28 protein-coding genes and 1 riboswitch are annotated in these 26,518 nt (G+C 48.8%); of the genes, 27 read left to right on the forward strand and 1 reads right to left on the reverse strand.

All coding sequences use genetic code 11. From position 1 onward, the window contains the following. Nucleotides 1–17: 17 nt before the first annotated feature. The 17 genes from pgeF to pyrR all read left to right on the forward strand — a co-directional run bounded on the left by pgeF (nt 18) and on the right by pyrR (nt 12,702). Nucleotides 18–824, forward strand: coding sequence for a peptidoglycan editing factor PgeF (pgeF, locus tag ALO_RS13700; protein ID WP_004573459.1), 807 nt, complete (start codon nt 18–20; stop codon nt 822–824). Nucleotides 825–932: 108 nt separating this feature from the next. Beyond that, entirely contained in the window at nt 933–1,643 is a 711-nt protein-coding gene (locus tag ALO_RS13705) for a YggS family pyridoxal phosphate-dependent enzyme (protein ID WP_004573460.1), read from the forward strand. Between the two features lie 33 nt (nt 1,644–1,676). After that, on the forward strand, nt 1,677–2,096 hold the full coding sequence (locus tag ALO_RS13710) for a cell division protein SepF (protein WP_004573461.1): 420 nt from the start codon (nt 1,677–1,679) through the stop codon (nt 2,094–2,096). 14 nt (nt 2,097–2,110) lie between these two features. Then, nucleotides 2,111–2,917: a pyrroline-5-carboxylate reductase gene (proC, locus tag ALO_RS13715; RefSeq protein WP_004573462.1), complete on the forward strand. Its 807-nt coding sequence runs from the start codon at nt 2,111–2,113 to the stop codon at nt 2,915–2,917. Then, nucleotides 2,914–3,705 (forward strand): YlmH family RNA-binding protein, encoded by a 792-nt coding sequence (locus tag ALO_RS13720; RefSeq protein ID WP_004573463.1) that lies wholly within the window; start codon nt 2,914–2,916, stop codon nt 3,703–3,705. Before proC ends, ALO_RS13720 begins: the two co-directional genes overlap by 4 nt. 30 nt (nt 3,706–3,735) lie before the next feature. After that, nucleotides 3,736–4,188 (forward strand): DivIVA domain-containing protein, encoded by a 453-nt coding sequence (locus tag ALO_RS13725; RefSeq protein ID WP_004573464.1) that lies wholly within the window; start codon nt 3,736–3,738, stop codon nt 4,186–4,188. Between the two features lie 2 nt (nt 4,189–4,190). Next, entirely contained in the window at nt 4,191–4,517 is a 327-nt protein-coding gene (locus ALO_RS13730) for a DUF167 domain-containing protein (protein ID WP_004573465.1), read from the forward strand. 121 nt (nt 4,518–4,638) lie between these two features. Then, nucleotides 4,639–7,428: an isoleucine--tRNA ligase gene (gene ileS / locus ALO_RS13735; RefSeq protein WP_040293500.1), complete on the forward strand. Its 2,790-nt coding sequence runs from the start codon at nt 4,639–4,641 to the stop codon at nt 7,426–7,428. Nucleotides 7,429–7,617: 189 nt separating this feature from the next. After that, on the forward strand, nt 7,618–7,929 hold the full coding sequence (locus ALO_RS13740) for a DUF5665 domain-containing protein (protein ID WP_004573468.1): 312 nt from the start codon (nt 7,618–7,620) through the stop codon (nt 7,927–7,929). Next, nucleotides 7,913–8,473, forward strand: a complete 561-nt coding sequence (locus tag ALO_RS13745) for a nitroreductase family protein (protein ID WP_004573469.1) — start codon at nt 7,913–7,915, stop codon at nt 8,471–8,473. Before ALO_RS13740 ends, ALO_RS13745 begins: the two co-directional genes overlap by 17 nt. A gap of 16 nt (nt 8,474–8,489) precedes the next feature. Beyond that, nucleotides 8,490–9,170: a TraR/DksA C4-type zinc finger protein gene (locus tag ALO_RS13750; RefSeq protein ID WP_004573470.1), complete on the forward strand. Its 681-nt coding sequence runs from the start codon at nt 8,490–8,492 to the stop codon at nt 9,168–9,170. A gap of 122 nt (nt 9,171–9,292) precedes the next feature. Then, entirely contained in the window at nt 9,293–9,997 is a 705-nt protein-coding gene (locus ALO_RS13755; RefSeq protein WP_004573471.1) for a TVP38/TMEM64 family protein, read from the forward strand. Between the two features lie 51 nt (nt 9,998–10,048). Continuing rightward, entirely contained in the window at nt 10,049–10,216 is a 168-nt protein-coding gene (locus ALO_RS13760) for a DUF362 domain-containing protein (RefSeq protein ID WP_004573472.1), read from the forward strand. Between the two features lie 119 nt (nt 10,217–10,335). Further along, nucleotides 10,336–10,716 (forward strand): methylglyoxal synthase, encoded by a 381-nt coding sequence (locus ALO_RS13765; RefSeq protein ID WP_004573473.1) that lies wholly within the window; start codon nt 10,336–10,338, stop codon nt 10,714–10,716. A gap of 18 nt (nt 10,717–10,734) precedes the next feature. Continuing rightward, nucleotides 10,735–11,205 carry a signal peptidase II gene (gene lspA / locus ALO_RS13770; RefSeq protein WP_004573474.1) on the forward strand — a complete coding sequence of 157 codons (471 nt, stop codon included), beginning with the start codon at nt 10,735–10,737 and terminating at the stop codon, nt 11,203–11,205. Then, on the forward strand, nt 11,202–12,128 hold the full coding sequence (locus tag ALO_RS13775) for an RluA family pseudouridine synthase (RefSeq protein WP_004573475.1): 927 nt from the start codon (nt 11,202–11,204) through the stop codon (nt 12,126–12,128). The genes lspA and ALO_RS13775 overlap by 4 nt, the downstream gene beginning before the upstream one ends. 25 nt (nt 12,129–12,153) lie before the next feature. Continuing rightward, nucleotides 12,154–12,702: a bifunctional pyr operon transcriptional regulator/uracil phosphoribosyltransferase PyrR gene (gene pyrR / locus ALO_RS13780; RefSeq protein WP_040293463.1), complete on the forward strand. Its 549-nt coding sequence runs from the start codon at nt 12,154–12,156 to the stop codon at nt 12,700–12,702. 77 nt (nt 12,703–12,779) lie between these two features. On the opposite strand, the gene ALO_RS13785 is transcribed toward pyrR, so the two are convergent. Continuing rightward, nucleotides 12,780–14,540: an Rqc2 family fibronectin-binding protein gene (locus ALO_RS13785; protein ID WP_040293465.1), complete on the reverse strand. Its 1,761-nt coding sequence runs from the start codon at nt 14,538–14,540 to the stop codon at nt 12,780–12,782. A gap of 163 nt (nt 14,541–14,703) precedes the next feature. On the opposite strand from ALO_RS13785, the gene ALO_RS13790 reads away from it, so the two are divergent. The 10 genes from ALO_RS13790 to priA all read left to right on the forward strand — a co-directional run bounded on the left by ALO_RS13790 (nt 14,704) and on the right by priA (nt 26,444). Next, nucleotides 14,704–17,454 carry a calcium-transporting P-type ATPase, PMR1-type gene (locus ALO_RS13790; RefSeq protein ID WP_004573478.1) on the forward strand — a complete coding sequence of 917 codons (2,751 nt, stop codon included), beginning with the start codon at nt 14,704–14,706 and terminating at the stop codon, nt 17,452–17,454. A gap of 41 nt (nt 17,455–17,495) precedes the next feature. After that, nucleotides 17,496–18,341 carry a diaminopimelate epimerase gene (dapF, locus tag ALO_RS13795; RefSeq protein ID WP_004573479.1) on the forward strand — a complete coding sequence of 282 codons (846 nt, stop codon included), beginning with the start codon at nt 17,496–17,498 and terminating at the stop codon, nt 18,339–18,341. A gap of 120 nt (nt 18,342–18,461) precedes the next feature. Next, nucleotides 18,462–19,058 carry a hypothetical protein gene (locus ALO_RS13800; RefSeq protein ID WP_004573480.1) on the forward strand — a complete coding sequence of 199 codons (597 nt, stop codon included), beginning with the start codon at nt 18,462–18,464 and terminating at the stop codon, nt 19,056–19,058. 129 nt (nt 19,059–19,187) lie between these two features. Continuing rightward, complete coding sequence (locus ALO_RS13805) at nt 19,188–20,072, forward strand: YicC/YloC family endoribonuclease (RefSeq protein ID WP_004573481.1); 885 nt, start codon at nt 19,188–19,190, stop codon at nt 20,070–20,072. Nucleotides 20,073–20,132: 60 nt separating this feature from the next. Then, a complete protein-coding gene (gene remA / locus ALO_RS13810; RefSeq protein WP_004573482.1) occupies nt 20,133–20,399 on the forward strand; it encodes an extracellular matrix/biofilm regulator RemA in 267 nt (88 codons plus the stop codon). 19 nt (nt 20,400–20,418) lie between these two features. Further along, the gene (gene gmk / locus ALO_RS13815) at nt 20,419–21,024 is read left to right on the forward strand and encodes a guanylate kinase (RefSeq protein WP_004573483.1); all 606 of its coding nucleotides are present in this window, start codon (nt 20,419–20,421) and stop codon (nt 21,022–21,024) included. A gap of 11 nt (nt 21,025–21,035) precedes the next feature. After that, nucleotides 21,036–21,242 carry a DNA-directed RNA polymerase subunit omega gene (gene rpoZ, locus ALO_RS13820; protein ID WP_004573484.1) on the forward strand — a complete coding sequence of 69 codons (207 nt, stop codon included), beginning with the start codon at nt 21,036–21,038 and terminating at the stop codon, nt 21,240–21,242. A gap of 11 nt (nt 21,243–21,253) precedes the next feature. Next, complete coding sequence (gene coaBC / locus ALO_RS13825) at nt 21,254–22,447, forward strand: bifunctional phosphopantothenoylcysteine decarboxylase/phosphopantothenate--cysteine ligase CoaBC (protein WP_004573485.1); 1,194 nt, start codon at nt 21,254–21,256, stop codon at nt 22,445–22,447. 93 nt (nt 22,448–22,540) lie between these two features. Continuing rightward, nucleotides 22,541–22,652, forward strand: a riboswitch (SAM riboswitch). Nucleotides 22,653–22,717: 65 nt separating this feature from the next. Continuing rightward, a complete protein-coding gene (gene metK / locus ALO_RS13830) occupies nt 22,718–23,902 on the forward strand; it encodes a methionine adenosyltransferase (protein WP_004573487.1) in 1,185 nt (394 codons plus the stop codon). 124 nt (nt 23,903–24,026) lie between these two features. Further along, nucleotides 24,027–26,444, forward strand: coding sequence for a primosomal protein N' (gene priA, locus ALO_RS13835; protein ID WP_004573488.1), 2,418 nt, complete (start codon nt 24,027–24,029; stop codon nt 26,442–26,444). The last annotated feature ends 74 nt before the right edge of the window (nt 26,445–26,518 follow it).

Consider the following 26,518-nt stretch of genomic DNA (forward strand, 5'->3'; position numbering starts at 1 on the left):
GGGGAGGGAGAAGGATCATGAGTGATTTCGTACTGCAGGCCGGAAGCAATGGTCTATGGTATGGTACTTTTAAGCATTTACCGGTTAAACATGCAATTTCCACCAGGCTGGGCGGAATCAGCCGGTCGCCTTATCGGTCGTTGAATCTCGGTATTCACACCGGCGATGACCTTGCCAATGTAATTGAAAATCGCAAGCTGTTTTGTCAGGCCTTACACCTGGATTTCCAACGGGTGGTAACCGCCCAGCAGGTGCATGAAGATAAAATAGCCGTTGTTACTGCTGTTCACGCCGGCAAAGGTGCTGCTAACTACAGTGAGGCTCTAGGGGCGACCGATGCTCTGATCACGAATACGCCGGACCTGCCTCTGATGCTTTTCTTTGCCGATTGCGTCCCGGTGCTGATCTGCGATCCGGTCCGGTGCGTTATTGGATTGAGTCATGCCGGCTGGAAGGGAACAGCGGCCCGAATTGCCGCCAAAACCGTTATCAAAATGGGTGAGGTTTTCGATGCCCGGCCGCAGGACTGTCTCGTGGGAATTGGACCCTCCATCGGTCCGGCTTCGTACGAAGTGGACGATAGTGTTATGGACCCGTTTAAAACGGCTTTTCCCGCAAAATGGCCCTGTATGCTTAAATCCAGGGAGGACAAATGGATGCTTGATTTGTGGCAGGCGAACCGGGTTCAATTGGAAGAAATAGGTGTTGTTCCGGAGCATATTACTGTCAGCGGAATCTCTACGGCGGAAAATCTGGACCTGTTTTTTTCACATCGCATGGAAAAAGGTACAACCGGGAGAATGGGCGTTGTTATGTCACTGTAAATAATCATAGGGCCGAAAAAATTCTCTTATATTTTTTTACAATTTCTATGGAAAATAAGAGGAAAACACTGCTTGTGAGCGAATAACAACAAATGGAGGTTTTGTATCGTGACAATTGCTGAAAATTTAGAACAGGTGCTTGCGAATGTAGACAGAGCCATTTCAGCCAGAGATGCGAGCAAAACTTGGTTTGATCATACAGTTACAATTGTAGGGGTGACGAAAAACCAGGATGTAACGGCAATGCGTCATGCCCTAGCAGCAGGTGTGGTGATTTTAGGCGAAAACAGAGTACAAGAGGCCAGTCAGAAATTCGGTACAATAGGGACTGATTTTAGTCCGTCATGGCATTTAATCGGACATTTACAAACCAACAAGGTGCGTCAGGCATTGTCTATGTTTGACCTGATTCATTCGGTTGACAGTGAGAAGCTGACAGTGGAAATCGACCGGATAGCCGGACAAATGCAGAAGGTGCAGGATGTACTCCTTCAGATAAACATTGCAAATGAAGCTACGAAATACGGCCTGGCGCGTGATCATGTCAAACCGCTGGTTGACCTGATCACCCGGATGGATCATGTAAGATTGTGCGGCTTGATGACCATTGCGCCTCTCTATGACAATCCGGAAGCCTGCCGGCCTATATTCCGGGAACTATATCATACGTTCATGGAAATCAGAAGCCTGAACTTGTCGAATGTTTCGCTTCAATGGCTGTCGATGGGCATGACCAATGACTATGGGATTGCTGTTGAGGAAGGAGCCAATTTAATTCGAATTGGCACAGGATTGTTCGGGGCGAGAAACCCAAAATAGTTACCTATTTAAGCAGGGAGGGTAATGAGCGTGATGAAAATCATGGAAAAGGTTTGGGGCAGTTTAGGTATACTTGAACCGATAGAGATAGAAGAAGAGCGGGGAAAATCAGATGATTTTGAAGGCCGGGGCAAGAAAAATAATCTGGTGAATCTCTCGAATGCTCAGAAACCATTAAAAGTGATTGTTGTAGAGCCTTTTTCCTTTGATGACGCTCAACATATCGCGGATCATTTGAAGAACCGTAAGCCGGTCGTCATCAATTTCGAAAACACCGATGCAGAAGTGGCCAAACGGATGATTGATTTTATCAGCGGCAGTACATACGCCTTAAGCGGAACCATCCAAAAAATCGGCAATCATATTTTTTTCTGTGCGCCGGTGAATGTGGATATTGCTTATAGCGGCAGAGAAGAAGCAAATGATAAACTCTTTCTTTCGTGGAACAAATAGTGGGGGTACTGTAGTTGTATAGACAAGTTGGATTTATTGGCGGCGGAGCCATGGCAGAAGCCTTAGTGAACGGGATTCTCAGCAATCAGCTGTTTTCTCCCGGCCAAATCACGGTAGCCGATGTTGTGGCAGAACGTCTGGAATATATGAAATCTCGGTATCAAGTTGCTGTCACTCAGGATAACGCAGCTTTGGCCGAGGCAAGTGATCTTATTTTTCTGGCCGTGAAACCACAGCATATTCATGGTGTACTTGACGGCCTGGCCGGGCATGTCCGGCAGTCATCCTTGATTGTTACCATTGTAGCCGGGATTAATATCGAAGTGATTCAAAACAGGCTGCCCCAGGTTCCCATAATCCGGGTCATGCCGAATACCCCGGTTGCGGTGAATGCCGGCATGTCGGCTCTGGCCCTGGGCCCTTACGCGGACGAGACGGCAGGGAAGATGGCGGCGGATATTTTTAATGCTGTCGGCAGATCGTTTGTTACCGACGAGGCTTTGCTGGATGCAGTGACGGGTTTGTCGGGCAGCGGCCCCGGATATGCGTTCGTCCTGATTGACGCTTTGGCCGATGCCGGAGTCAGGGTAGGGCTGCCGCGGCAGACCGCTATTACTCTGGCTGCGCAAACCTTAATGGGCGCGGCGAAAATGGTGCTGGATACCGGTGAACATCCGGCAAAACTGCGTGACATGGTTACCTCTCCGGGCGGTACGACCATTGCGGGGATTCATGTGCTGGAACAAAAAGGAGTAAGGGCAGCTCTGGTGGATGCAGTCCTGGCAGCAACGCAGCGTTCCAGAGAGCTAGGCAACAGATGAGTGAACGGGAAAAAATAATACGCTACTATCGGGCCAGCGGGGAAGCGGAGCTGGCAGCCAAACTTCTGGATATTGCCGAAGCCGCTTTGCGGTATCAAAAATATAAAATCAGTGATTTCCTCGATCCTTTTGGCATCAGTGTGGCTGAAACCATTATTGCTCACTATGGACGTTTGCGGCTTGCTTCGGACGGCGGTTATCCCGGTGCCGAACGGGTCAAAGCGGCTTTTGTTACGAATGACTATATGGGGACAATTGATTTTGGCATCTCTGTGTTGGCGGTTCAATATGATTCCCGTTACTATAGCCTGTCCCATCGCGACGTTTTGGGGGCTTTGACAGGAGCCGGCTTAAAACGGGAAGTCATAGGCGATATTATTCCGGGGGACAGGCAATATCAGTATCAGATCCTGATTGATGCTAAGCTGGTGGAATTTGTTCTGCGGAATCTTACTCAGATCGGTCCGGCGCCAGTTCAGCTTTCATTGCTGGATTTGACTGAGATTGTTCCCCGGGAAGAAACGCTTAAAGAAATCCGGGCGACGGTAGCCTCTTTGAGGCTGGATTCAGTGGCAGCGGCGGGGTTTGGCACGTCCCGCACTAAAATGGCAGCGGAAATCATGGCCGAAAAAGTGAGAGTGAATTGGCAGGATGCCAGGAACAGCTCACAGATAATAAAACCCGGCGATGTGATTGCCATGCGGGGGCGTGGACGGGTAGAAGTTTGTGAAATCGGCGGTCAGACCAAGAAGGGCCGTACCAGTCTTCTGTTAAAACGATATTTATAAAGATCTAGGTTAATTTAGGGAGGGTATTTGATGTTAACGCCGCTTGATATTCACAACAAAGAATTTAAAAAAAATTTTCGTGGATATAATGAAGAAGAGGTAGACCAATTTCTTGACAAAGTGATTAAGGACTATGAGAAGCTGTATCGGGAGAATATTGAACTTAAAGAGACCTTAGAGCGTCTTAGCTCCAAACTGGAGCATTATCAAAGCATGGAAAATACCCTGAATAACACGCTGGTTATCGCTCAAGAAACGGCGGAAGAAGTCAAACTCAATGCTAAAAAGGAAACCGAACTCATTCTGAAAGAAGCCGAAATCAGCGCGCAAAAAGTAGTGGAAGAAGCCATCAGCAAAGTCCGCAAGTTCACCAGTGAATATGAAGAAATGCAACGGCAGACTCAGATTTACCGTTCACGGATGCGTACATTGCTTCAGGCGCAGCTTGATATGCTAAAAACCAGTGAAGAGGAAGAAAATTAACGGTGTCCCCGGATACTCTGGATGCTTTAGCAATTCAGCAGCTTCATGACGGCGTTACCGTAAAGATCAAATTGCAGCCCCGCAGCAGTCGCAGTGAGGTATCCGGACTATGCGGCGACAGTGTCAAAGCTTGCGTTAACGCACCTCCCGCTGATGGGGAAGCTAACCAGGCTCTGATTCAACTTTTGTCTGATGTGTTTCACATTCCCAAAAGTCGTATTGAGATCATAGCCGGGCACAAGAATCGCAACAAGAGAATTAAATTCAGCGGAGTGGATTCCGCCTTCATTCTGCGGCAATTAAAGGCAATATTTGACTTGTCAGGGTGAACTTTGTATAATATATATAATAACTTGGGATGAAGGTTATACCAGGTTGCGTGACTTAAGGCGCCCCTCTCGTCCTTTTGGGATGTGAGGGATATATTTTATTTTGGAGGTGCTGGATAATTTGGACTACAGTAATTCATTGAATCTGCCACAGACCGAATTTCCGATGCGAGCCAATTTGCCGGAACGAGAGCCGCAAATGTTGGAAAAATGGCAGTCTGAACGGATTTATGAGCGTAAAATTAAAGCTTTTCAAGGCAAGAAAAAATTCGTCCTGCATGACGGGCCACCCTATGCCAACGGTAATATTCACATTGGCACGGCTCTGAATAAAATTTTGAAGGACATTATCGTCAAGTATAAATCTCTGCAAGGTTACGATGCTCCTTATGTTCCCGGCTGGGACACCCATGGCCTGCCGATTGAACATGCCGCCATCAAAATCCTGGGATTGAACCGGCATCAGCTCAACCCGCTGGATTTAAGGCGCAAGTGTCAGGAGTACGCCTTGCAGTGTTTGGATATGCAACGGCAGGATTTCCAGCGTCTGGGCGTCAGCGGGGATTGGGAAAATCCCTATGTTACCCTGAAACCGGCCTATGAAGCCGAGCAGATCGAAGTATTCGGCACTATGGCGAAAAAAGGGTATATTTATAAAGGCTTAAAATCCGTCTATTGGTGCCCTTCCTGCGAAACGGCTCTGGCCGAGGCTGAGATCGAATATGCCGAGAAAAAATCTCATGCAATTTATGTGAAATTCCCCTTAGAGAATGACCGCGGCAAACTCCCGGCTGCTCTGAAGGATAAAAAAGTTTTTGCCGTAATTTGGACCACAACGCCTTGGACCATGCCAGCCAACGTGGCCATTGCAGTCCATCCCGAGCTGGAGTATTCCTGGGTAGAAGTCAATCAGGAAGTCTATCTCCTGGCCTCCGGACTGGTGGATTCCGTGGCGAAAACGAATCACTGGGAAACCTATACTGTTCTTGAGACTCAAACCGGCAGTCAGCTGGAAGGCATGGAGTTTTCCCATCCGTTTATCAACCGGCTGTCCCTGGTTATTCTGGGAGATCATGTTACCCTGGAGCAGGGTACAGGCTGCGTTCACACGGCGCCAGGCCATGGTCAGGAAGATTTTGAAGTGGGGCGCAAATATGGTTTGCCGATCATCAATCCGGTGGATCCCAGTGGCAAATTTACTGCTGAAGGGGGCAAATTTCAAGGCCTGTCAGTAGAAGATGCCAATGTTCCGGTTATTAAAGAGCTAGCAGAGAAGGGCATGCTCCTGGGCAAAGGCTCGGTCAAGCATCAGTACGCTCACTGCTGGCGCTGCAAAAATCCGATTATCTACCGCGCCACAGAGCAATGGTTTGCATCGGTTGCGGGTTTCCGGGAACAAGCCCTGGAAGCCATCAAAAATGTACAATGGATTCCGTCCTGGGGCGAAGAGCGCATTCATAACATGGTGGCTGATCGGCAGGATTGGTGTATATCCCGTCAAAGAGTCTGGGGCGTGCCGATTCCGATTTTTTATTGCAATCAGTGCCAGGAACACATTATTAACGATGATACCATCCGGGCTGTGAAGGAGCTATTCCGCCAGGAAGGGTCCGACGCCTGGTGGGCTAAAACTGCTGCGGAAATTCTCCCGCAAGGCTTCACTTGTCCCCATTGCGGTCATGACACCTTCCGTAAAGAAACTGACATTATGGATGTGTGGTTTGACAGTGGCTCCAGTCATGCATCTGTATTGGAACAAAGACCCGAATTGACCTGGCCGGCTGATATGTATCTGGAAGGCAGTGACCAGCACCGGGGATGGTTCCAGTCATCCCTGTTGACTTCGGTGGCTACTCGTGGCGTTGCGCCCTACCGCGCCGTTCTAACCCATGGATTTGTCATGGATGGAGAAGGCAGGAAAATGTCTAAGTCCTTAGGCAACACGATTTACCCCCAGGAAGTGATCAAGCAATACGGCGCGGATATCTTGCGGTTGTGGGTTGCTTCCGCTGATTATAAGGCGGATATCCGCATTTCCAATGACATCCTGAAGCAAATGGCCGAAGTTTACCGCAAAATTCGCAACACCTTCCGCTATATTCTGGGCAACCTGTATGACTTTGACCCAGATCGGCATCAGGTGGAATACAGCCGTTTGACGGAACTGGATCGTTGGGCCTTACTGCGGTTGGAGCAGGTCCGTCAAAAGGTGACCAAGGCCTATGATGAATATGAGTTTCATCAGTTATTCCACGCGGTTCATAATTTCTGCACTATTGATCTGAGTTCCATCTATTTGGATATCTTAAAAGACCGGCTGTATGCCTCCCTGCCTGATTCATTGGAACGCAGGGCCGCCCAAACAGCCATGTATGAAATTTTGGTCAATCTGGTTGCCATGCTGTCTCCGGTACTGACTTTTACTGCGGAAGAAGTCTGGCAATATATGCCCAAAACCAAAGATTTGCCGGACAGTGTGCAGTTAGCTCAATGGCCGGAGGCTAAGCCTCAGTACCTGGACAGCCAACTGGAGGCCAAATGGAGCCATGTCCTGGAGATGCGCAATGAAATTACCAAATCCCTGGAAAACGCCCGCCGCAATAAGGTGATTGGTCATTCCCTGGATGCTCATGTGGATATTTTTGCTGACGGCAGAGAATATGCCGGGCTGAAAGCAATAGGCGATGCGAAAATAGCTTCCATCCTCATTGTTTCCAGTGTTACCCTCCAGGAAGGTGTGGACAAAGCGCCTGCCGACGCCTATAAAGCCGAGGAAATGGCACTGGCGGTTGCAGTTGCCGCCGCTAAGGGCGATAAATGTGAACGCTGCTGGATTTATAGCGACTCGGTGGGACACGACAGCCATCATCCCAGCTTATGCGCCCGTTGCGCCGGAGTCGTTGCCAAGTAAAAACCGGAAAAAAACCGGCGGGAAAAGCCACTGTGCTTTTTCCGCCGGTTTTTATTTAGACGGAAACAAACTCTGCAAAGCAGGTTTGTTTCTCGCCAAGACGGAAACAAGCTCTGCAAAGCAGGCTTGTTTCTCGTTTGTTTTTTAATAAATAGGGAAATAATAGGGTGGAGAGAGAAAGGATGAAACATGGACGATCAATCAGAAAAAGCGACTCATTTGGATTTGATCAATACCCAGCTGGGCAAATTGATCAGTCACCTGGAAACGCTAAGAATCGCCGAATATGTAGAATTGCTGCAAAGGCCCTTTAGATTGCTGGCCATCAATTTTATCGCCGGCATAGCCAGAGGGCTGGGTATTGCCCTAGGAGCCACCGTTATTTTCGCTCTGGTTATAGAATTGCTGCGCCGGATGATTGTGTTAAACATTCCCGGCATCGGAGATTTTATCGCCGATATCGTGCGAATCGTGGAGACAAAAAATGGAGGAAAGTTTTAAAAAGAAGGTAGAGATTATGACAAACGATGTGTTTCAATGCATGCGAGACAGCCATAGTGTGCGGCATTTTCAGCCGGATATGATTCCTGATGAGATGATCACCAAAATATTGGAGGCGGGAAGCTGGGCGCCCAGTGCCGGTAATCTTCAGCCCTGGTATTTCTATGTTGTAAAAGATCAGGCTGTCAAAAACCATATCTATGAAGCATGTGTCCGTCAATCGCAAATCGAACAAGCCCCGGTTCTCATTGTCATCCTGGCCGATCCGGCTCGGTCCAATGAACATTATGCCGAACGGGGGGCGCAACTCTATTGTCTGCAGGATACGGCTGCAGCCGCCCAAAATATGCTGCTGGCAGCAGAAGCTTTAGGGATTGGCGCCTGCTGGGTAGGCTCTTTTGACGAAGTGGCTGTCCAACAGGCCGTAAAAGCGGCTCCCCGACTCCGGGCGGTGATTATACTGGCGCTGGGGTACAGTAATGAGCAGCAGCCAGAAATTAAAAACAGACTGCGGGTTGCTGAGGTTGCCAAATTTATTCAGTGAACAGGGAGAAGATAATTTGAATGCGAAAGAAGCCATGATAATGGAGACGCTGGATGCGGAAAAAAGACGGCTTACCTGCCAACTGGAAGGAATTAAGGGTTCCGGTTCCGAAGATTCCTTTACCGGATCTCTCAGCGAATTGTCGCTCTACGATAACCATCCGGCCGATATTGGTACAGAAATGTTTGAACGCAGTAAAGATATAGCGTTAATGGATACCATCCAGGGTACGCTGGACGATATTGATAGGGCGATGCAAGCACTATCCTCCGGGATATATGGTCTGTGTCAGGACTGCGGCCGGGACATAGACCCGGAAAGGCTCCGGGCCGTGCCTTGGGCTGTCAAATGCCTGCAATGCCAGAGGAGGGAGGAACGCCATGACGATGGGGACAAACGGCCGCTAGAGGAAAGCAGTTTAATCCCTGCCTTTCAGCGTACCTTTTTGGATGACTCTCCCGCCGGATTCACCGGATTTGACGGCGAGGACAGTCTGCAAGCAGTGATCCGCTACGGCAGTTCCGACACACCCCAGGATTTACCCGGCAGTCATGATTACGACGACTTATATCCGGATCCTGATGAAAGAATTGGTATTGTGGATGATATGGATCGTTTCGCTGCTGATGATTCCCGGCAGTCTGACCCGGCAGGAACGAAAAGGCATGGTAGAGATACCAGAAAAACCGAGCGTTAATTCCTCGGTTTTCCCCTTTTATTTTGCAGGATTTTGGCGCTAGTGGCAGAACACTAAAGTAGTGTCAGTTCACACAAGATGCATCTATTATTGAATAGGAGTCCAACACGGAGAGTGACACTATGAACACCAGGGCGGCCAGAGGATTATATGCTTTGAAATTAGGATTGTTATTGCTGGCCATAACCGCTTGTTATTATGTTCCCTGCATAAATGAGTTTATTACAACTGGCACCGCTTTTTTGCACCAGAAAGATTTTAGTGGATTGAAACAATTTATTCTCTCCTATGGAGTCTGGGCTCCGGTGACCAGTATCGCATTAATGACGCTTCAATCTCTGGTTCCGCTGGTGCCAGGACTGATCATTACGATTGCCAACGCCTGGATATTCGGCTGGCAATACGGTTCCCTGTATTCCTGGATTGGAGCTCTGATCGGCGCGTTCCTGGATTTTGGCTTGGCGCGCTGGTATGGCCGACCTCTGGTAGAATGTACGGTAAGCCGGAGACATTTGGATATGGTGGATCAATTCTTTAAAAAATACGGGATTCTGGCGGTATTTATTACCCGACTCATACCGATCATCCCGTTTAAAGTAGTCAGCTATGGGGTCGGTTTGACAGCCATCTCATGGTGCCAGTACCTGATTGCCACCGGCATCGGCCAAACGCCGGCTATCGTCTTATATTCCGTTTTAAGTCAAGATTTAGCCCGTAATTACCGTCTGGCGGCAGTTGTGACAGTTTTGCTGCTGGCGGTCGGTTGGGGAGCCTATTACGGCCGGGAGCGCCTGGCGCAAATCTTTTTTTACAATGACAAAAATTAATGTTTCATGAGCCATACAAAAGAAAGATTGAATATGGGAGGAGGTGAATCCATGCATGTGATCAGCAGTGACTGTATCAAGTGCGGCGCTTGTGCAGCGACTTGTCCGGTTGGCGCTATTTCCGAAGGAGACGCCCAGTATGTAATTGACGATCAGTGCATCGACTGCGGCTCTTGCGCGGCGGTCTGCCCGGTTGGCGCAATTAGCGCGAACGGCTAATAATAAAAGTCCAGATATCTGGACTTTTATTATTAGTGATTCCTTTTTGCCGGATGCTTCGGAAGGACAGTATAATGGTATTATAATTAATTTATAACATAAAAGAGCAGGTGATACCTATGAAGACGATCGCCCTGATTGCCCATGACCGTAAAAAACAGGAAATGATCGCGTTTGTTAAAGAACATTTGGAGATATTGCAGGGTAATACCCTGGTTGCGACGGCAACTACAGGGAAACTCATCGGCGAAAGCACGCATTTGACTGTCCGGGCTTATCTTTCCGGCCCATTAGGAGGAGATTTACAGATTGGCGCTTTAATTGCTAATCAAGAGGTGGATTTGGTTATCTTCCTCCGGGATCCACTGGCTGCCCAACCCCATGAGCCTGATATCACCGCTCTTTTGAGAGTTTGTGATGTACATAATATCCCTGTGGCAACCAATGTAGCAAGTGGACGGCTCCTTTTACGCTCGCTGGTTTCCGGATCAAAACAATGAGTAGGAGAGACTTTATTCGTGCCGATTTTATTGTTAGCTGTGACTATAATTCTACTGGACCAATGGGTAAAATATTACGTTCAAACGCATATGACCCTGGGAATGTCCATTCCGGTAGTGCCCGATATTTTTCATATTACCTATATTTTGAATCCGGGTGCGGCATTTGGTATTCTTGAACATCAGACAACAATATTTATTGCAGTAGCCATCCTTTTAGTAGTAGCGGTTGTTTATTTTTATCCCCGGATTCCCAAAGGCTGCCGGCTACTGCGGTTAGGCATAGGATTGCAGGTGGGAGGGGCGGTCGGTAATGTGATTGACCGCATTCGGACCGGATATGTGGTTGATTTTTTGGATTTTCGCATATGGCCGGTTTTTAATATCGCCGATATGGCCATTGTGATTGGTGTCGGCTGTATTGTCATCAGCATGTTCTATTTTATGCCCAGCGAGACCGGAAAGGAAAATGGAGACAGCCGTTCATGAGCAGGATCTATACTTTTACCGCCACGGAAGATCAAGGCCGGCTGGACAGTTTTGTCACCCGGCAGCTTCAAGCGGAAACTGACAGTTTTTCACGTTCTCACGTGCAAAAATTGATTGAAGAAAAGAATATAAAGGTAAACGGCAAAGAGACCAAAGCCAAGTATTCCGTGCAATCCGGAGACACTATTGAGGTGATTGTGCCGAAAACCAGGTCCTGCGCTATTTTGCCGGAAGAAATTCCATTGGATATTTTGTATGAAGATGATTCTGTGATCGTGATTAATAAGCCCCGCGGCATGGTAGTGCATCCTGCGGCTGGAAATTTCCAGGGTACGCTGGTCAATGCGCTGCTGGATCATTGCCGGGACCTGTCCGGCATTAACGGCGTAGTCCGGCCGGGCATTGTGCACCGCCTTGATAAAGATACTTCCGGGGTTATGGTGGCGGCTAAAAATGATACCGCCCATTTGGATTTAGCAGATCAGATACAAAAAAGAATCGCCGGCAGAAAGTACTTTGCCGTGGTGTGGGGGAACATTAAAGAAGAGCAGGGCGTTGTCAATGCGCCCATTGGACGCCATCCGGCCGACAGAAAAAAAATGGCGGTTGTACCAATCAACAGTAAGCCGGCCGTAACTCATTTCCGGATTCTGGAGCGATTTCGGAATTTTACCTTGATTGAATGCAAGCTGGAAACCGGACGCACTCACCAGATCAGAGTGCATATGGCCTATATCGGGTACCCGGTAGTGGGAGACCCCAAGTACGGACCTAAGCAAAATCCCTTTGCCATTGCCGGGCAGGCGCTGCATTCCGCTGAATTGACCTTTGTTCACCCGATGACGAAAGAGACCCTGCATTTCACGGCGCCTTTGCCGCAAGATATGACGGTGATAATCAATCAATTAAGAGAGGATAAGTAAAATGTAAAATGCGAGGAGGAGGAGCATGCCTCTAGTGGAGAAAGCTTCTATTATGGACGAACAGGCCATCCAGCGGGCGCTGATTCGCATTGCCCATGAAGTGATTGAAAAGAATAAAGGTATTGAGAATATGGCACTGGTGGGAATCCGGACCCGGGGCGTTCCCCTGGCGGAACAATTAGCTCACGAAATAGGCAGGATTGAAGGCAGAGATATAGCAGTAGGAGTACTGGATATCACGCTATACCGGGATGATCTGTCCACCCTGTCCCACCAGCCGATTGTTCGCGAAACCAAACTGCCCTTTGACATAAACGGCAAGAAGATCATCCTGGTAGATGATGTGCTGTATACAGGCAGAACCATTCGGGCAGCTTTAGATGCTCTCATTGATTTGGGACGTCCCCAGAGCATTCAACTGGCGGTGTTAATTGATCGGGGGCACCGGGAACTACCTATCCGGGCCGATTATGTGGGGAAAAATGTGCCAACGTCCAGCAAGGAAGTCGTCAGTGTGCAGCTTATAGCGACCGATCAGGTCGCCCGGGTGGTTATCAACGAAATAGTTGACTAAAAAGCAATACAAAAAGGCAGCAGGGAAGAAACCTCGCTGCTTTTTTGATTGCCGCAGAAAAACGGTTAGTTTTTTACTCAATGCAGTAAGGATTTGATTTCGCTTTCACTGGGAGTAACAAATAGAGTAGTTTGATGGTCATAGATGACAAAACCGGGTTTAGCTCCATTCGGTTTCTTTACATAGCGCTTACGGGTGTGATCCACCGGAACATTAGCCGAATATCTGGCTTTGCTAAAATATGCGGCCAGACGGCTGGCCAGGAGAACCGTCTGGGGGGAGGGATCGTTCGAATCGGTTCGCAGCACCACATGGGAGCCGGGAATGTCCTTAGTATGAAACCAAAGGTCATGGGGCTGGGCTATCTTAAAGGTCAAAAGATCATTTTGCCGGTTGTTTCTGCCGATCAGGATGATCGTACCATCCCCGGCTTTTACAGTCAAAGGCGCTGATGGCGTGTCTGGGCGGGATTTTTTCGCCGGTCTGGCAATATAACCGGCACTGATTAATTCCTGACGGATTTCATTGGCCTCTTTTTGGCTGGATGCAGCGTCAAGGGAGACTTGAATGCTTTCCAAGTAGCTAATATCGGCTTCCAGTTGCCCTAACTGCCCTCGGATAGATTGCTGCGCCCGCTTTAATTTATTATAGCGAGCATAGTATTTCTGGGCATTTCCGATGCCGCTGCGCAGGGGGTCGATGGGGATGATGACGGGTTGTAAACCGGGATCGTAAAGATTGGGCAGCGTCACGTTCTCCGGTTGAGGATGGCGGGGCTCGACGCGGATGTGATGACCGTGAGCCATCAGTATATCAGCGTATATTCTAAAGGTTTCCGCTGTATCCGCCTCAGCCAGTTCCTCCTCTAAAACGGCTCGTTTGCGCTGCAATTTGCTGATTTCAGTGATAACCGGTTTCCGTAAGGCTTCTATGCCGGAAGGCTGCTGCTTGGGACCGGTGGTCATATGGACCCACTCTGCGGCGGCATTCATGCTGCTGAATTCTTTCGTACGGTATACAGCCAGGTGAGTCAGGAGAAAACAGGCCATGGCTAGCAGTCGCGAATCCTTGTCGATGACGACTGTGGGGCGAAGAATTCCTGTTTGGACCGAAGCGGCAATGCTGCTCCATTGCTGCTGGATTCGGTCTATATCCCGGGGCTCCAGACCGGCCACCGGAGTGTCCGGCGCCACATTGGCCCGCCAGCATATTTCTTTCACGCTGACCGGCCCCAGCCCTGTGGCTGTGCCGAAGATGGCTTTTATTAACGTCAAATCCTGTCTTGACAGCAGCGTAGCCATAAATTCTTCCATCGGGATTCTAAGGGTATTCAGGCGTTCTTGTCCCGGGGGAAGTACATATTGTCTTCCCGGCAAGATTTGACGATGACGGTTTACCGCCAGTCCCACCCGTTTCAGCGCATCAATGATGATTCCGTTATGAGTGAATACCAGATTGCTGTGTTTGCCCATCAGCTCGAAAATCAATGATTTGGTAGTAATAGCGCCGGATTCATCCCGGACATCCAGATCGATCCGAACAATGCGGTCCAGGCTGTGCTGCGCTATTTCCGCAATGCGTCCGTCTTCCAGATGCTTTCTGAGCAGCATGCAGAAACCCGGCGGCGCAGCCGGATTTTCACCGGAGAATGAAGAAATATGGATTGTTGGGGACTGGGGATTGGCTGAGATGAATAATTTCACCGTTTTCCCCGGAACCCGGATATGCAGTACCACCGTCAGTTTGTCAGGCTGGTAGATTTTCTCGATGCGTCCGCCGGTTAGCGCCGCATCTAATTCCTTGACCAGCGGGAACAGAGACAGTCCGTCTATATTCATGATGCTTTCCTCCCGGATTTTCCATTCCATATAGTATACCATTCCGCCGGACCAGGATTCAATATGCGATCTGTTCAGGTGATCGCCCCAGGTCTATTTCCACCCCTGTGAGAATAAGATGGTTAGTGGCAAAAAGTGTAACCGGAACGAGGTGGAAAAAGACATGAACGGAGAGCGTTGGCATTGTTATACGGTTGAAGAGACAGCAGCCCATTTAAAAGCAGATCTCAGCCAAGGGCTGACAACCCATGAGGCGCAAAAGCGACTTAAACTATACGGCTATAACGAGCTGCCTGAGAAAGAAAAAACGATATGGTGGAAAACCCTGCTGGCGCAATTTCAGGATTTTATGGTACTGGTATTGTTGGGAGCAACCTTGATTTCCGCCATAGTCGGAGAGTATGTGGATGCCATTACCATACTGGCAATCGTGCTGCTGAATGCCTTACTAGGCTTTGTTCAGGAATACCGGGCGGAACGGTCCATAGAAGCGTTAAAGCAGCTTACCGCTCCTGTGGCAACGGTGATTCGCAATGGCTTTATCCAGCAGGTTCCCGCCAGGGAATTAGTTCCGGGCGATGTCATGGTCCATGAATCGGGTGACAGGCTGGCTGCGGATGCGCGGATTGTGGAGGCTTATAATTTTGAATTGGAGGAAGCCGCTTTAACAGGGGAATCCATACCGACCCGCAAGATGGCGGAAATGCAGTTGACCGAGGACGCTCCCCTGGGTGACAGAAAAAATATGCTGTACGCCGGCACCAGCATAACCAGGGGCCGGGGCAAGTCAGTGGTGTGCGCTACCGGCCTGCATTCGGAAGTGGGAAGAATTGCCGGTATGATTCACGAAGCCGGTGACGATACTACGCCGCTGCAGCAGCGCTTGGAACATTTGGGACGGTGGTTGGTCTGGGGCTGCCTGGCCATCTGTTTGTTAGTAGTGGTTGTCGGCATTTTTAAAGGGGAACCATTATTTTTGATGTGCATGGCGGGCATCAGCCTGGCGGTAGCAGCTATCCCGGAAGGACTGCCGGCTATCGTAACGGTATGCCTGACCTTGGGAGTACAGCGCATGATCAAACGCAATGCTATTGTGCGAAAATTACCCGCCGTAGAGACTCTGGGCTGCGTGACGGTAATATGTTCTGATAAAACAGGCACACTGACGCAAAACGCCATGACAGTGCGCCGGATTTATCAATGGGACATGACCTATGAAGTGACTGGCGGCGGCTATGACATACAAGGGGATATCCTGCATCGGGGGGAAAAGCTGGATGTGACCCGGGCGCCAGCGCTGAAAAAGTGTCTGGAGATCGGCAGTCTGTGCAATAACAGTGTGATCAAGCGCGGCAGCATTGGCGTGGGAGGCTTGTGGCGCAAGAAGGCGGAAGTCTGGACTGTGGAAGGGGACCCGACAGAAGGGGCTTTGACGGTGGTCGCAGCCAAAGCCGGCATTTGGCGGGAGGAACAGGAAAAATCCATGCAAAAAGTGGCGGAATTTCCTTTTGAATCCGAACGTCGCCGGATGTCAGTACTCTATCGTGATCCAGCATCCGGGTTGATGCTGTTTACCAAAGGAGCGCCTGATACCATCCTTCATTTATGCAAATACTATTTGCATGGAACTAAAGAACAGGTATTAACAGCGGAAATAGCTGAAAAGATATTAGAAATGAATGAATCTATGGCTTCTGACTCTTTACGGGTTTTGGCCATGGCCTATCGCCGCGTACCGGAAGATGAATCCGGGGATTTGAATCCGGAACAAGACCTTGTCTTTGCAGGTCTGGCCGGCATGATTGATCCGCCTAGAGAAGAAGCTAAACAAGCTGTCGCTTTATGCCGGCAGGCCGGTATCAAAACCATTATGATTACCGGGGATCACCCCAAGACGGCGGTAGCCATTGCCAAAGAACTGCGGATCTACTATGAAGGGATGCATAAATCCCTCTCCGGTTCTGAACTGGATGCATTAAGCGATAAGGAGCTATACCGGATTGCCGATACAGTCACTGTGTATGCCAGAGTGTCGCCGGCCCACAAACTGAGAATCGTAAAGGCGCTTAGACAGAGAGGGCATATTGTGGCTATGACCGGTGACGGAGTTAATGACGCACCGGCCGTGAAGGAAGCAGACATCGGCATTGCCATGGGAGTAACAGGTACGGACGTTACCAAAGAAGCTTCTTCCATGATTCTGGCTGATGATAATTTTGCCAGCATTGTGGCAGCAGTGGAACAAGGCAGGGGTATCTATGATAACATTCGCAAATTTATCCGTTATCTGTTATCATGTAATACAGGGGAAGTTTTGATCATGTTTATGGCGACCTTGGTGGGCTTGCCGCTGCCTTTGCTGCCGGTGCAGGTATTATGGGTCAATTTGGTTACCGACGGATTACCGGCATTAGCGTTAGGACTGGATCCCAGTGAACCTAATAACATGCAGAGACCGCCCCGGCTGCCCAATGAGAGTCTTTTTTCACGGGGTTTGGGCAAACGGATTATGTTCCGGGGGATTCAAATTGGCCTGAGTACGATTTTTGTGTTTGGCGCCGTTTACTTCTGGCGCAACGATTTGGCCGCCGCCCGCACCATGGCTTTTACTACTCTGGTGTTTTGCCAAATCTTTCATGTTTTTGAGTGCCGCTCGGAGATGTTTAATATTTTTGAAATCGGATTCTTCTCCAATTTATATCTGGTGTTCGCGGTAATATGCTCTACGATTATGCAATTAATGGTGATCTATACTCCTGCATTGAGCAATGTCTTTGCCACGGTGCCGCTGACCGTCAATGACTGGCTGCTGGTTGTAGCTGTTTCGGGCTGGACCATGATTTTGAATCTCGTGAAGTATCTTTTCTTCCGGCGGCGGAAAATGTATTTTCCCGCAGCCACTAAGTACACTTGATAAAGCTGTAAGTTAATAGCAGCTTAAATAGGAGGATTAATATGCAATTTAGCAAATGGCACGGAATAGGAAATGATTTTATTATCGTAAATGGGTTACAGGAAACCGCGGCAACCATCGCAAAATTACAACAGCAGGCCGCTTTTTTCTGCGACCGTCATCTGGGGATTGGCGCTGACGGTCTGATCATTGTTTTACCTTCGGAAAAAGCGGATATCCGGATGAAAATCATCAATTCGGACGGCAGCGAAGCTGAAATGTGCGGCAACGGCAGCCGGTGCTTCACCCGCTATGTTTTTGAGAATGGTCTGCTCCTCAAGCGCCAGATGGAGATTGAAACCCTGGCAGGAATCATTCGCACGGAATTAGTAGATGGCAACGATGGCAATGTAATCGTCAGGGTGGATTTGGGAGAACCTAAATTAAAACGGGCGCAAATCCCAATGCAGGGAGACCCGAATGATACTGCCGTTCATGTTCCGATCCAGATTGGGGAACAGACCTTTTACGCCACGGCTGTATCCACCGGCGTTCCTCACTGCGTAATTTTTGTCGAGGACTTGAAAGGCATCGATCTCGGTGTTCTTGGCCCTAAAGTTGAATGCCACAATTTGTTCCCACGAAAAACAAATGTAGAGTTTGTAAAAGTGGTGGGGAAAAATGAGGCCATCATGAAAGTATGGGAAAGGGGCGCCGGTATCACCATGGCCTGCGGCACCGGTGCCAGTGCCACTCTGGTGGCAGCGGCGCTAAACGGGTTAACCGAGCGCAGAGCTGTGATCCATCTGGACGGCGGCGATTTATCCATTGAATGGGACCAAAATAACCGAGTTATTTTGTCTGGGACAGCAACCCAGGTATTTCAGGGAAAATGCGAGATCCGTTAAATTTCTGTCAGCGGATTCCGCTGCAAAGCTGCTTTATCCCGGTCAATGACCTCTGAAGAGAGGTCATTTTCCGTAATACTGCTTTAAGCTGCGAATCGTACTCTTTGGCGGAGGTGTGACATGAGACAATTTTTCGTTTCACTGCTTATCTTATGCCTATTGACCAACACCGCTGCAGCCCTTGCTCCCATGAATGGGGCTGCTATCCGGGAAGCGCATCAGTACGGCAAACAGCATAATCGCACGGTACTGTCCGATTTTTTAATTCCTTGGATTTCCTATGAGGAAAAGGTGACAGCTATAAATGACGCGGCTGACCGCGCTTATTTATACACGCCGTTTTTGCTGCTGGCTCTGGATGCGCGGGAAAAAACCCTTCAGGGAAAGGCGCCGGGCAGCTGGGCAGCGGAAAAAGTTTTAACCGAATACACAGGATTTGTGGTCATTAGTGTCATATTATATGGAGACAGCCCGGACTTTGTTAAGGGAACAGAAGCCGCATTAACTCAGGATGGCCGCATTTTCAGGCTGTATCATGCCACTTTTCCCGGCAAGACTGTCAGGACTGCTTGGACAAAACCCCGGCCACTATATTCGGCCCAGTGTTATTTTTATTTTTATGACCAGGGCCTGGACAACAAAAAAACGCTGCTTTTGAATTTGACGAATAAAGGGCAGCAGCGTAAGTTTTACTTTGACCTGGAGAAGATAAAATAATAAAGCAATAAAAGGAATTATTCGGTGGAAGCAGAATATTTCTGGAATACCGGATTAAGAAGCGGCGGCCCAGTTAATAATAACATCGCAAAATGCACAAGGCGTGAGATGCTTGAGAGGAGCAATACAGTGTTAAAAAGCATGACCGGTTTCGGCCGTGGGGAATTTTTGGACAAACATTACCGGTTTGTTGCTGAAATCAAGGCAGTAAATCATCGTTATAATGAAATATCCATCCGCATGCCGAAAAATCTTGCCAGTCTGGAAGATAAAATCCGGCGAAAAGTGTCGGAAACCCTGGTGCGGGGCAGGATTGATATCTTTATTTCTCTTGATGAGTTCGGTGAAAAGAATCGGGTGCTCAGAGTTGACAAAGAATTAGCAATGGCTTACCATAAAGCATTAAGAGACTTAGCTCAACTGCTGGCCATGGATCCGCCTGATTCGGTTTATGATATCACAAAATATCCGGATGTACTCAAAGTGGAAGAAGTGGATGAGGATACTGCTTTGCTTTGGGAAAAACTGGCTCAGGCATTAGATGTGGCAGTTGCAAATTTGACAACAATGCGGCAAAATGAGGGTGAGCATATCCAGCAGGACCTCCTTCAGCGAGTTGAAAAGCTGAACTCCTTGGTGCATGCTATTGACCAAAGAGCGCCCCAGATTATTACCGACTATTATGACAAAATCTTAACCAAAGTGAAAGAATTGCTTGATTCGGCGGGAACGGCACCGGATGAAACAAGAATTATGCAAGAAGTGGCAATTTATGCGGACAGAGTTAATTTTACCGAGGAAGTAGTGCGCCTGAAAAGCCATTTGAATCAATTCCGGGTTACACTTTTGTCAGATGAACCGGTAGGGCGCAAACTGGATTTTATCGTGCAGGAAATGAACCGTGAAACTAACACCATAGGATCCAAAGCAAATGATTATACAGTGTCCAATATGGTTGTCGAAATGAAAAGTGAAATAGAAAAGGTCAGAGAGCAAATCCAAAACATAGAGTAATAATAGATGAGTATGGACCGGCAAAACATAGGAGATTACTGAGGGAGGTTTTTTTCTGCTATGGAAATCAAACTGATCAATATCGGCTTTGGTAATATTGTTTCCGCCAATCGGATTATTTCAATTGTCAGTCCTGAATCAGCTCCGATCAAACGCATTATTCAGGAAGCACGGGATCGGGGGATGCTGATTGACGCCACTTATGGCAGAAGAACCAGGGCAGTTATCATTGCTGACAGCGATCATGTGATCCTTTCTGCCGTTCAGCCCGAGACTGTCGCCCATCGTCTGGTCAGCAAGGATGTTGCCGATGACGCTGCCGAGTAATTAAAGAAGGGGTTTTCAAATGCAGCAAGGAATATTAATTGTCCTTTCCGGTCCCTCCGGCACCGGGAAGGGAACGATTTGTAAAGAATTGCTGCGGAGTATGCCTGAATTGCATTACTCCGTTTCAGCAACGACCCGTCCCGCCAGAACGGGAGAAATAAAAGGCGTAAGTTATCATTTTGTCTCTCTTGAATCGTTTCAGCAGATGCTAAGCCAGGATGCCTTGTTGGAATGGGCCCAAGTGTACGGGCAGTATTACGGCACTCCCCGCCAGTATGTGGATGAGAAACTGCAAAACGGGCAAGACGTGGTTCTTGAAATTGATGTTCAGGGTGCCATGAAAATAAAAGAAAAATTTCCACAAGGAGTCTTTATCTTTATTGTCCCGCCATCATTAGCGGAGTTATCAGTACGAATTAACAAAAGAGGGTCTGATACACCGGATGCGATTGCCAAGCGCCTCGGCTGCGCCAAAACTGAGTTATCCCTAGCCGGAAGTTACAACTATGTAATCATGAATGATGAAGTGGCCAAGGCTGTGAACAAGATCCGGTCGATTGTTACGGCGGAGAAGTGCCGGACGGTGAGAAATCAAGACATATTAGACAAGATCTGTAATGATTAAGGGGGATTCCAATGATTCGTCCGTCTTTAGATGTTTTAGTCAGTAAAGTAGATAGTAAATATACATTAGTAGTATTAGCGGCCAAAAGGGCCCGTGAAGTAATGAATGGCGATTCCCCCCTGGCGGAAAGCAAATCCAATAAGCCGGTCACCCTGGCCCTGGAAGAGGTTGCCCAGAATAAAATTTCTTACGAACGCACCAAAGCCGGCATAAAATAGGGGGGAGCTCCATGACTCAGACCAAAAATATTGTGATGGGAGTCAGCGGAGGGATTGCGGCCTATAAAGCGGTTGAAGTGGCCAGTAGTCTGAAAAAAGCCGGTTGCAGCGTGCATATCATTATGACCGATGCAGCTGCCAAATTTGTCACTCCTCTTACTTTTCGCGAAATAACGGCGAATCCGGTAGTTGTCGGCATGTGGGAAGAGCCGAAAAAATGGAATGTAGAGCATATCGCCTTGGCTTCCCTGGCCGACGTGTTTGCGATCGTGCCGGCAACCGCGAATATCATTGGCAAAATTGCCAATGGTATTGCCGATGATATGCTCTCCACGACGGTGATGGCGACCAGAGCGCCTGTCATTTTGGCGCCTGCCATGAACACGAATATGTATAATAACCCGATCCTGCAAGAAAACCTGGTGAAACTGGCGAAACTGGGTTATGACATCATTCAACCGGAAAGCGGCCGGCTGGCTTGCGGCGTCGAAGGCTTCGGCCGGTTGGCGCAGCCAGCGGTTATTGTCGACAGGCTGTTGTCTTATTTAGGCCATAAAAAAGACTTGCAGCAGAAAAAAATCCTAATTACTGCCGGCGGCACCCGGGAGCCGATTGATCCGGTTCGTTACATCGGCAACCGTTCCAGCGGAAAGATGGGATATGCAATTGCCAAAGCCGCTGTCGAAAGAGGGGCGGAGGTTACTTTAGTAACCGGCCCTACTGTTCTCGCGGCGCCGGTCGGCGTTAAAGTCATTGCCATTGAAACAACTGAGCAGATGAGGCTGGCCGTCTTGGCGGCATTTCCCGACACCGATATTGTCATTAAGGCGGCGGCAGTGGCTGATTACCGGCCAACAGAGACTGCCCCCCAAAAAATAAAGAAAACTGATGACACATTGACGCTTATTTTGCAAAAAAACCCGGATATCTTAAAAGAGCTAGGCGGTTTAAAAAAACCAAATCAACTCTTAATCGGCTTCGCGGCGGAAACTCATGAACTTTTAACCTATGCCCGGCAAAAGCTCGTTCAGAAAAACCTGGATATGATTGTTGCCAATGATGTGACTGCCCCCGGCGCCGGCTTTAACTCTGACACCAATATCGTAAAACTTTTGTATCGGAACGGCTCGTCGGAAGAGTTGCCGCAAATGGAGAAAGACAAGTTGGCGCATGTCCTGCTTGATAGAATTTGCAGTTTCGTGTAAAAGCAAATGGAAATAAGGAAAAGGCAATAAAAATTGTTTGCTTTTTCAATTCATTTGCTGTAAGATTTTCTTGGTAAAAAACTATATATAGTAAACTCATCCAGAGTTGGCGGAGGGACTGGCCCGATGAAGCTGCGGCAACCATTTGACAGAGTCTCTGTCGAAACGGTGCCAATTCCGGCGAATTTTTTTCGCAAGATGGGAGTGAAAATAAATCACTCCATGGCGGGGTGATTTTTTACTAGAATCTATAAAGTATGGAGGTACGTTATGCGTAGATTATTCACCTCAGAATCCGTTACAGAAGGTCATCCTGATAAAATGGCCGATCAGATTTCCGACAGTGTATTGGATGCCATCATCGCGCAGGACCCATATGCCCGTGTGGCCTGCGAAACCTTGGTTACCACCGGTTTGGTGCATGTGGTCGGTGAAATAACCACGAATTGCTACGTAGACATCCCCAAAATTGTCCGGCAGACCATCAAGGATATCGGGTATACCCGCGCAAAATATGGCTTTGACAGTGAAACTTGCGGCGTCATGACTTCGATTGACGAGCAGTCGGCGGATATTGCCCTGGGAGTGGACCAGTCGCGGGAAGCCAAAGCAGGCGATACGGATGCATTTGAAACCATCGGCGCAGGGGACCAGGGGATGATGTTCGGGTATGCCACCAATGAAACTCCCGAACTGATGCCAACTCCCATTGCCTGGGCTCACAAACTTTCCCGCCGGCTGTCGGAAGTCCGTAAAAGCGGGGAGTTGGGCTACTTAAGGCCGGATGGCAAGACTCAGGTTACGGTGGAGTATGAAAATGACAAGCCGGTGCGGGTGGATACGATTGTGATTTCTTCTCAGCACAGTCCGGACGTGGAATTGTCCCAGATTGAACAGGACATTATCCAAAAAGTAATTCTGCCGATTATCCCCCAAGAGTATATTGACAGTAAGACCAAATACTATATCAATCCTACCGGCCGCTTTGTCGTCGGAGGACCTCAAGGAGACTCCGGCCTGACCGGACGCAAGATTATCGTCGACACCTATGGCGGAATGGCCCGTCACGGCGGCGGCGCTTTTTCCGGCAAAGACCCCACGAAAGTAGACCGTTCCGCCGCTTATGCCGCCCGTTATGTAGCCAAAAATATTGTAGCGGCAGGATTGGCGGACAAATGTGAAATCCAGCTGGCTTATGCCATTGGCGTAGCCCGTCCTGTTTCGGTGCTGGTCGAAACTTTTGGTACGGCCAAACTTTCCGAAGAGAAGATTTCCGAACTGGTGCAAAAGCATTTTGACCTTCGTCCGGCTGCGATTATTCAAAATCTGGACCTCCGCCGGCCTATTTACCGGCAAACAGCCGCTTATGGTCATTTTGGCCGGACTGACCTGGATCTGCCTTGGGAACTGACCGACAAAGCCGCTGCTTTGCGCCGGGAAGCCAATCTATCATAGTAAATTCCAAAAACGCGGACATATCCATAAATGTCCGCGTTTTTTCGCGGTTTTTTACAGGAATTTCGCTAAGTTTATCTAAAGATAAGAGTTATAACTATAAGCGATTGTATTGGGGTAAAACATGATAAAAACGGCTGAGGTAGTCATTAATTCCGGTATCCGGAACCTGACCGACGCTTTCACTTACTTTATTCCGGACCAATTTTCCTATCTGGATACCGGCTGGCGGGTGGTTGTACCTTTTGGCTCCAGGCAGGAAGAAGGTTTCGTGGTAGCGGTCCGCTCTGAGCCAGAAGGCCGGAAAGATGAGTTAAAGCCTATCCAGGACGTCTTAGATGATGATCCCTGGTTTGATGATCATATGATGCAAACAGCCCGCTGGCTTAGTGAGCGTTACCTTTGCACTCTGGCGGAAGCAATGCGTCTGTTTATCCCGGGTAAAAAAGGCATTCGAAAAGAAAAATTCTATTATTTAAATGCGAATTACGCCGGTATATTCAACGAAACCAGGACAGAAAACCAGGCGGCGGTATTGGAATGGTTCCGCCGGCAAAAAATAGTGACGATGCGGCAGTTCCAAAAAGAATTCGGACCAGAGGCACGGTCGCTGATCGAGGAACTGAAACAGCGGAAACTCGTCCTCTGCAGCAGTACCGTGCAAACCGCAAGAGTCAATAAATATGAGTCTGAGCTGCACTTGGCTCTCACGGGCGAACAGGTGACAGGCATTTTACCCCAAATGGAAAGGAAACCTGCTCAGTTCCGGCTCATTCAGGCATTATTGACGAGAAACCTAACTGACGCTGATTTGAAAGAAATGAAGGTGTCTCGTCAGACAGTTAAGACCCTGGTTGATCTTGAAATGATAAAAATCGTTCGAAAGCAGGTTATGCGCGACAGCTATCAGAATGTTGCAGGGAAGTATCAACCTGTTACACTGTCGCCGGAACAGGAGAATGCTGTTGCCGCTATTGCCGATGCATTATCTTATAGCCGATTTCAGAGTTTTTTGCTGCATGGCATTACCGGAAGCGGCAAGACCGAAGTCTATATTCGCGCCGTTGCGGCGGTGCGGCAGGCCGGAAAACAGGCAATCGTTCTCGTGCCGGAAATAGCCTTGACCAGCCAGTTGGTGCAACGATTTAAAGCCCGATTTGCCAATGATGTGGTGGTCATACACAGTAAACTTTCTCTGAATGAACGGTATGATACCTGGCAGAGAATCCGCGAGGAAACAGCAGGCGTCATCATCGGGGCCAGGTCGGCTGTGTTTGCGCCGGCGCCTAATTTGGGCATTATCATTTTGGATGAAGAGCATGAATTCACCTATAAGCAGGAAGAATCTCCCTACTATCACACTCGCGATGTTGCCATGACCAGGGCAAATCTGGCTCAGGCAGCAGTCGTTTTAGGCAGCGCCACGCCTGCGGTGGAAACGTTTTATGATGCTTTGGCCGGCAGGCATGTCTTGCTGTCGCTGCCGTCACGAATTGCCGGCGCCGTGTTGCCTCAGGTCATGCTGGTGGATATGCGGGAAGAGTTGAAAAAGGGCAGGCGCAGCGTACTTTCCACCCAGTTGGAAGGGTTGCTGCGGGATACCATTCAACGCGGTGAGCAAGCCATTATTCTGTTGAATCGTCGGGGCCATTCCACCTTTGTCATGTGCCGGGAATGCGGTCACGTGATTACATGTCGGCATTGCGCCGTGGCTTTAACCTATCACTATGCTGCAGGCATGATGCGCTGTCACTACTGTGACGCCGTCGAACCGGTTCCGACACTTTGCCCGGCATGCCGAAGCCGCTATATCAAATTCTTCGGCACCGGTACGCAAAAAGTCGAACAGGAACTGCAGCAGCTTTTCCCCGATTGCCGGATTGTTAGAATGGATCAGGACACCACCCATGGCAAGCTGGCTCAGGATGCCATTCTCTCGGATTTCGACGCCGGCAGGTATGATATACTATTAGGGACCCAGATGGTCGCTAAAGGGCATGATCTGCAAAATGTAACGGCTGTTGGTATTTTGTCAGTGGATACCATCCTTAATATCCCGGATTTCCGCGGGGCCGAGAGAACTTTCGCCCTGATTACCCAGGCTGCCGGCAGGGCAGGTCGCGGCGATAAACCGGGCAAAGTCGTTGTGCAGGCATATAATCCCGAACACTATGCGGTCTGCGCCGCCGCTAACCAGGATTATTCATCTTTTTACGCAGCTGAGATAGAATTTCGGCAAAAACTGCTTTATCCACCCTTTTGCCAATTAATAAAATGTACTGTAGCCGCCGGTATGGAGGATACTGCCCGAAGGAAAGCTGAACAACTGGCGGCGGCTCTGAAAAGCGAGCTGAGACCTGACGCGGGAACGGACATCATCGGCCCCTTTCCGGCGCCTGTACTCAAGGTCAAGGACCGTTACCGGATGATCATTTTAATCAAAGCCGGGAATTTGGACACTGTCAAAGAAATTATCCGGCAGAAAAACTGGCACACTCTCTCGGACACAGTCTTTGATGTTTCGCCGATCAGCGTTGTATAGATACTGTCTTTCGGGGTTCAACCGATTGCCATGTACAGGTGGATTGGGTACAATAATAAGGATGTTTGATTTAT

The organism is Acetonema longum DSM 6540 (assembly GCF_000219125.1).
GTDB classification, from domain to species: domain Bacteria; phylum Bacillota; class Negativicutes; order Sporomusales; family Acetonemataceae; genus Acetonema; species Acetonema longum.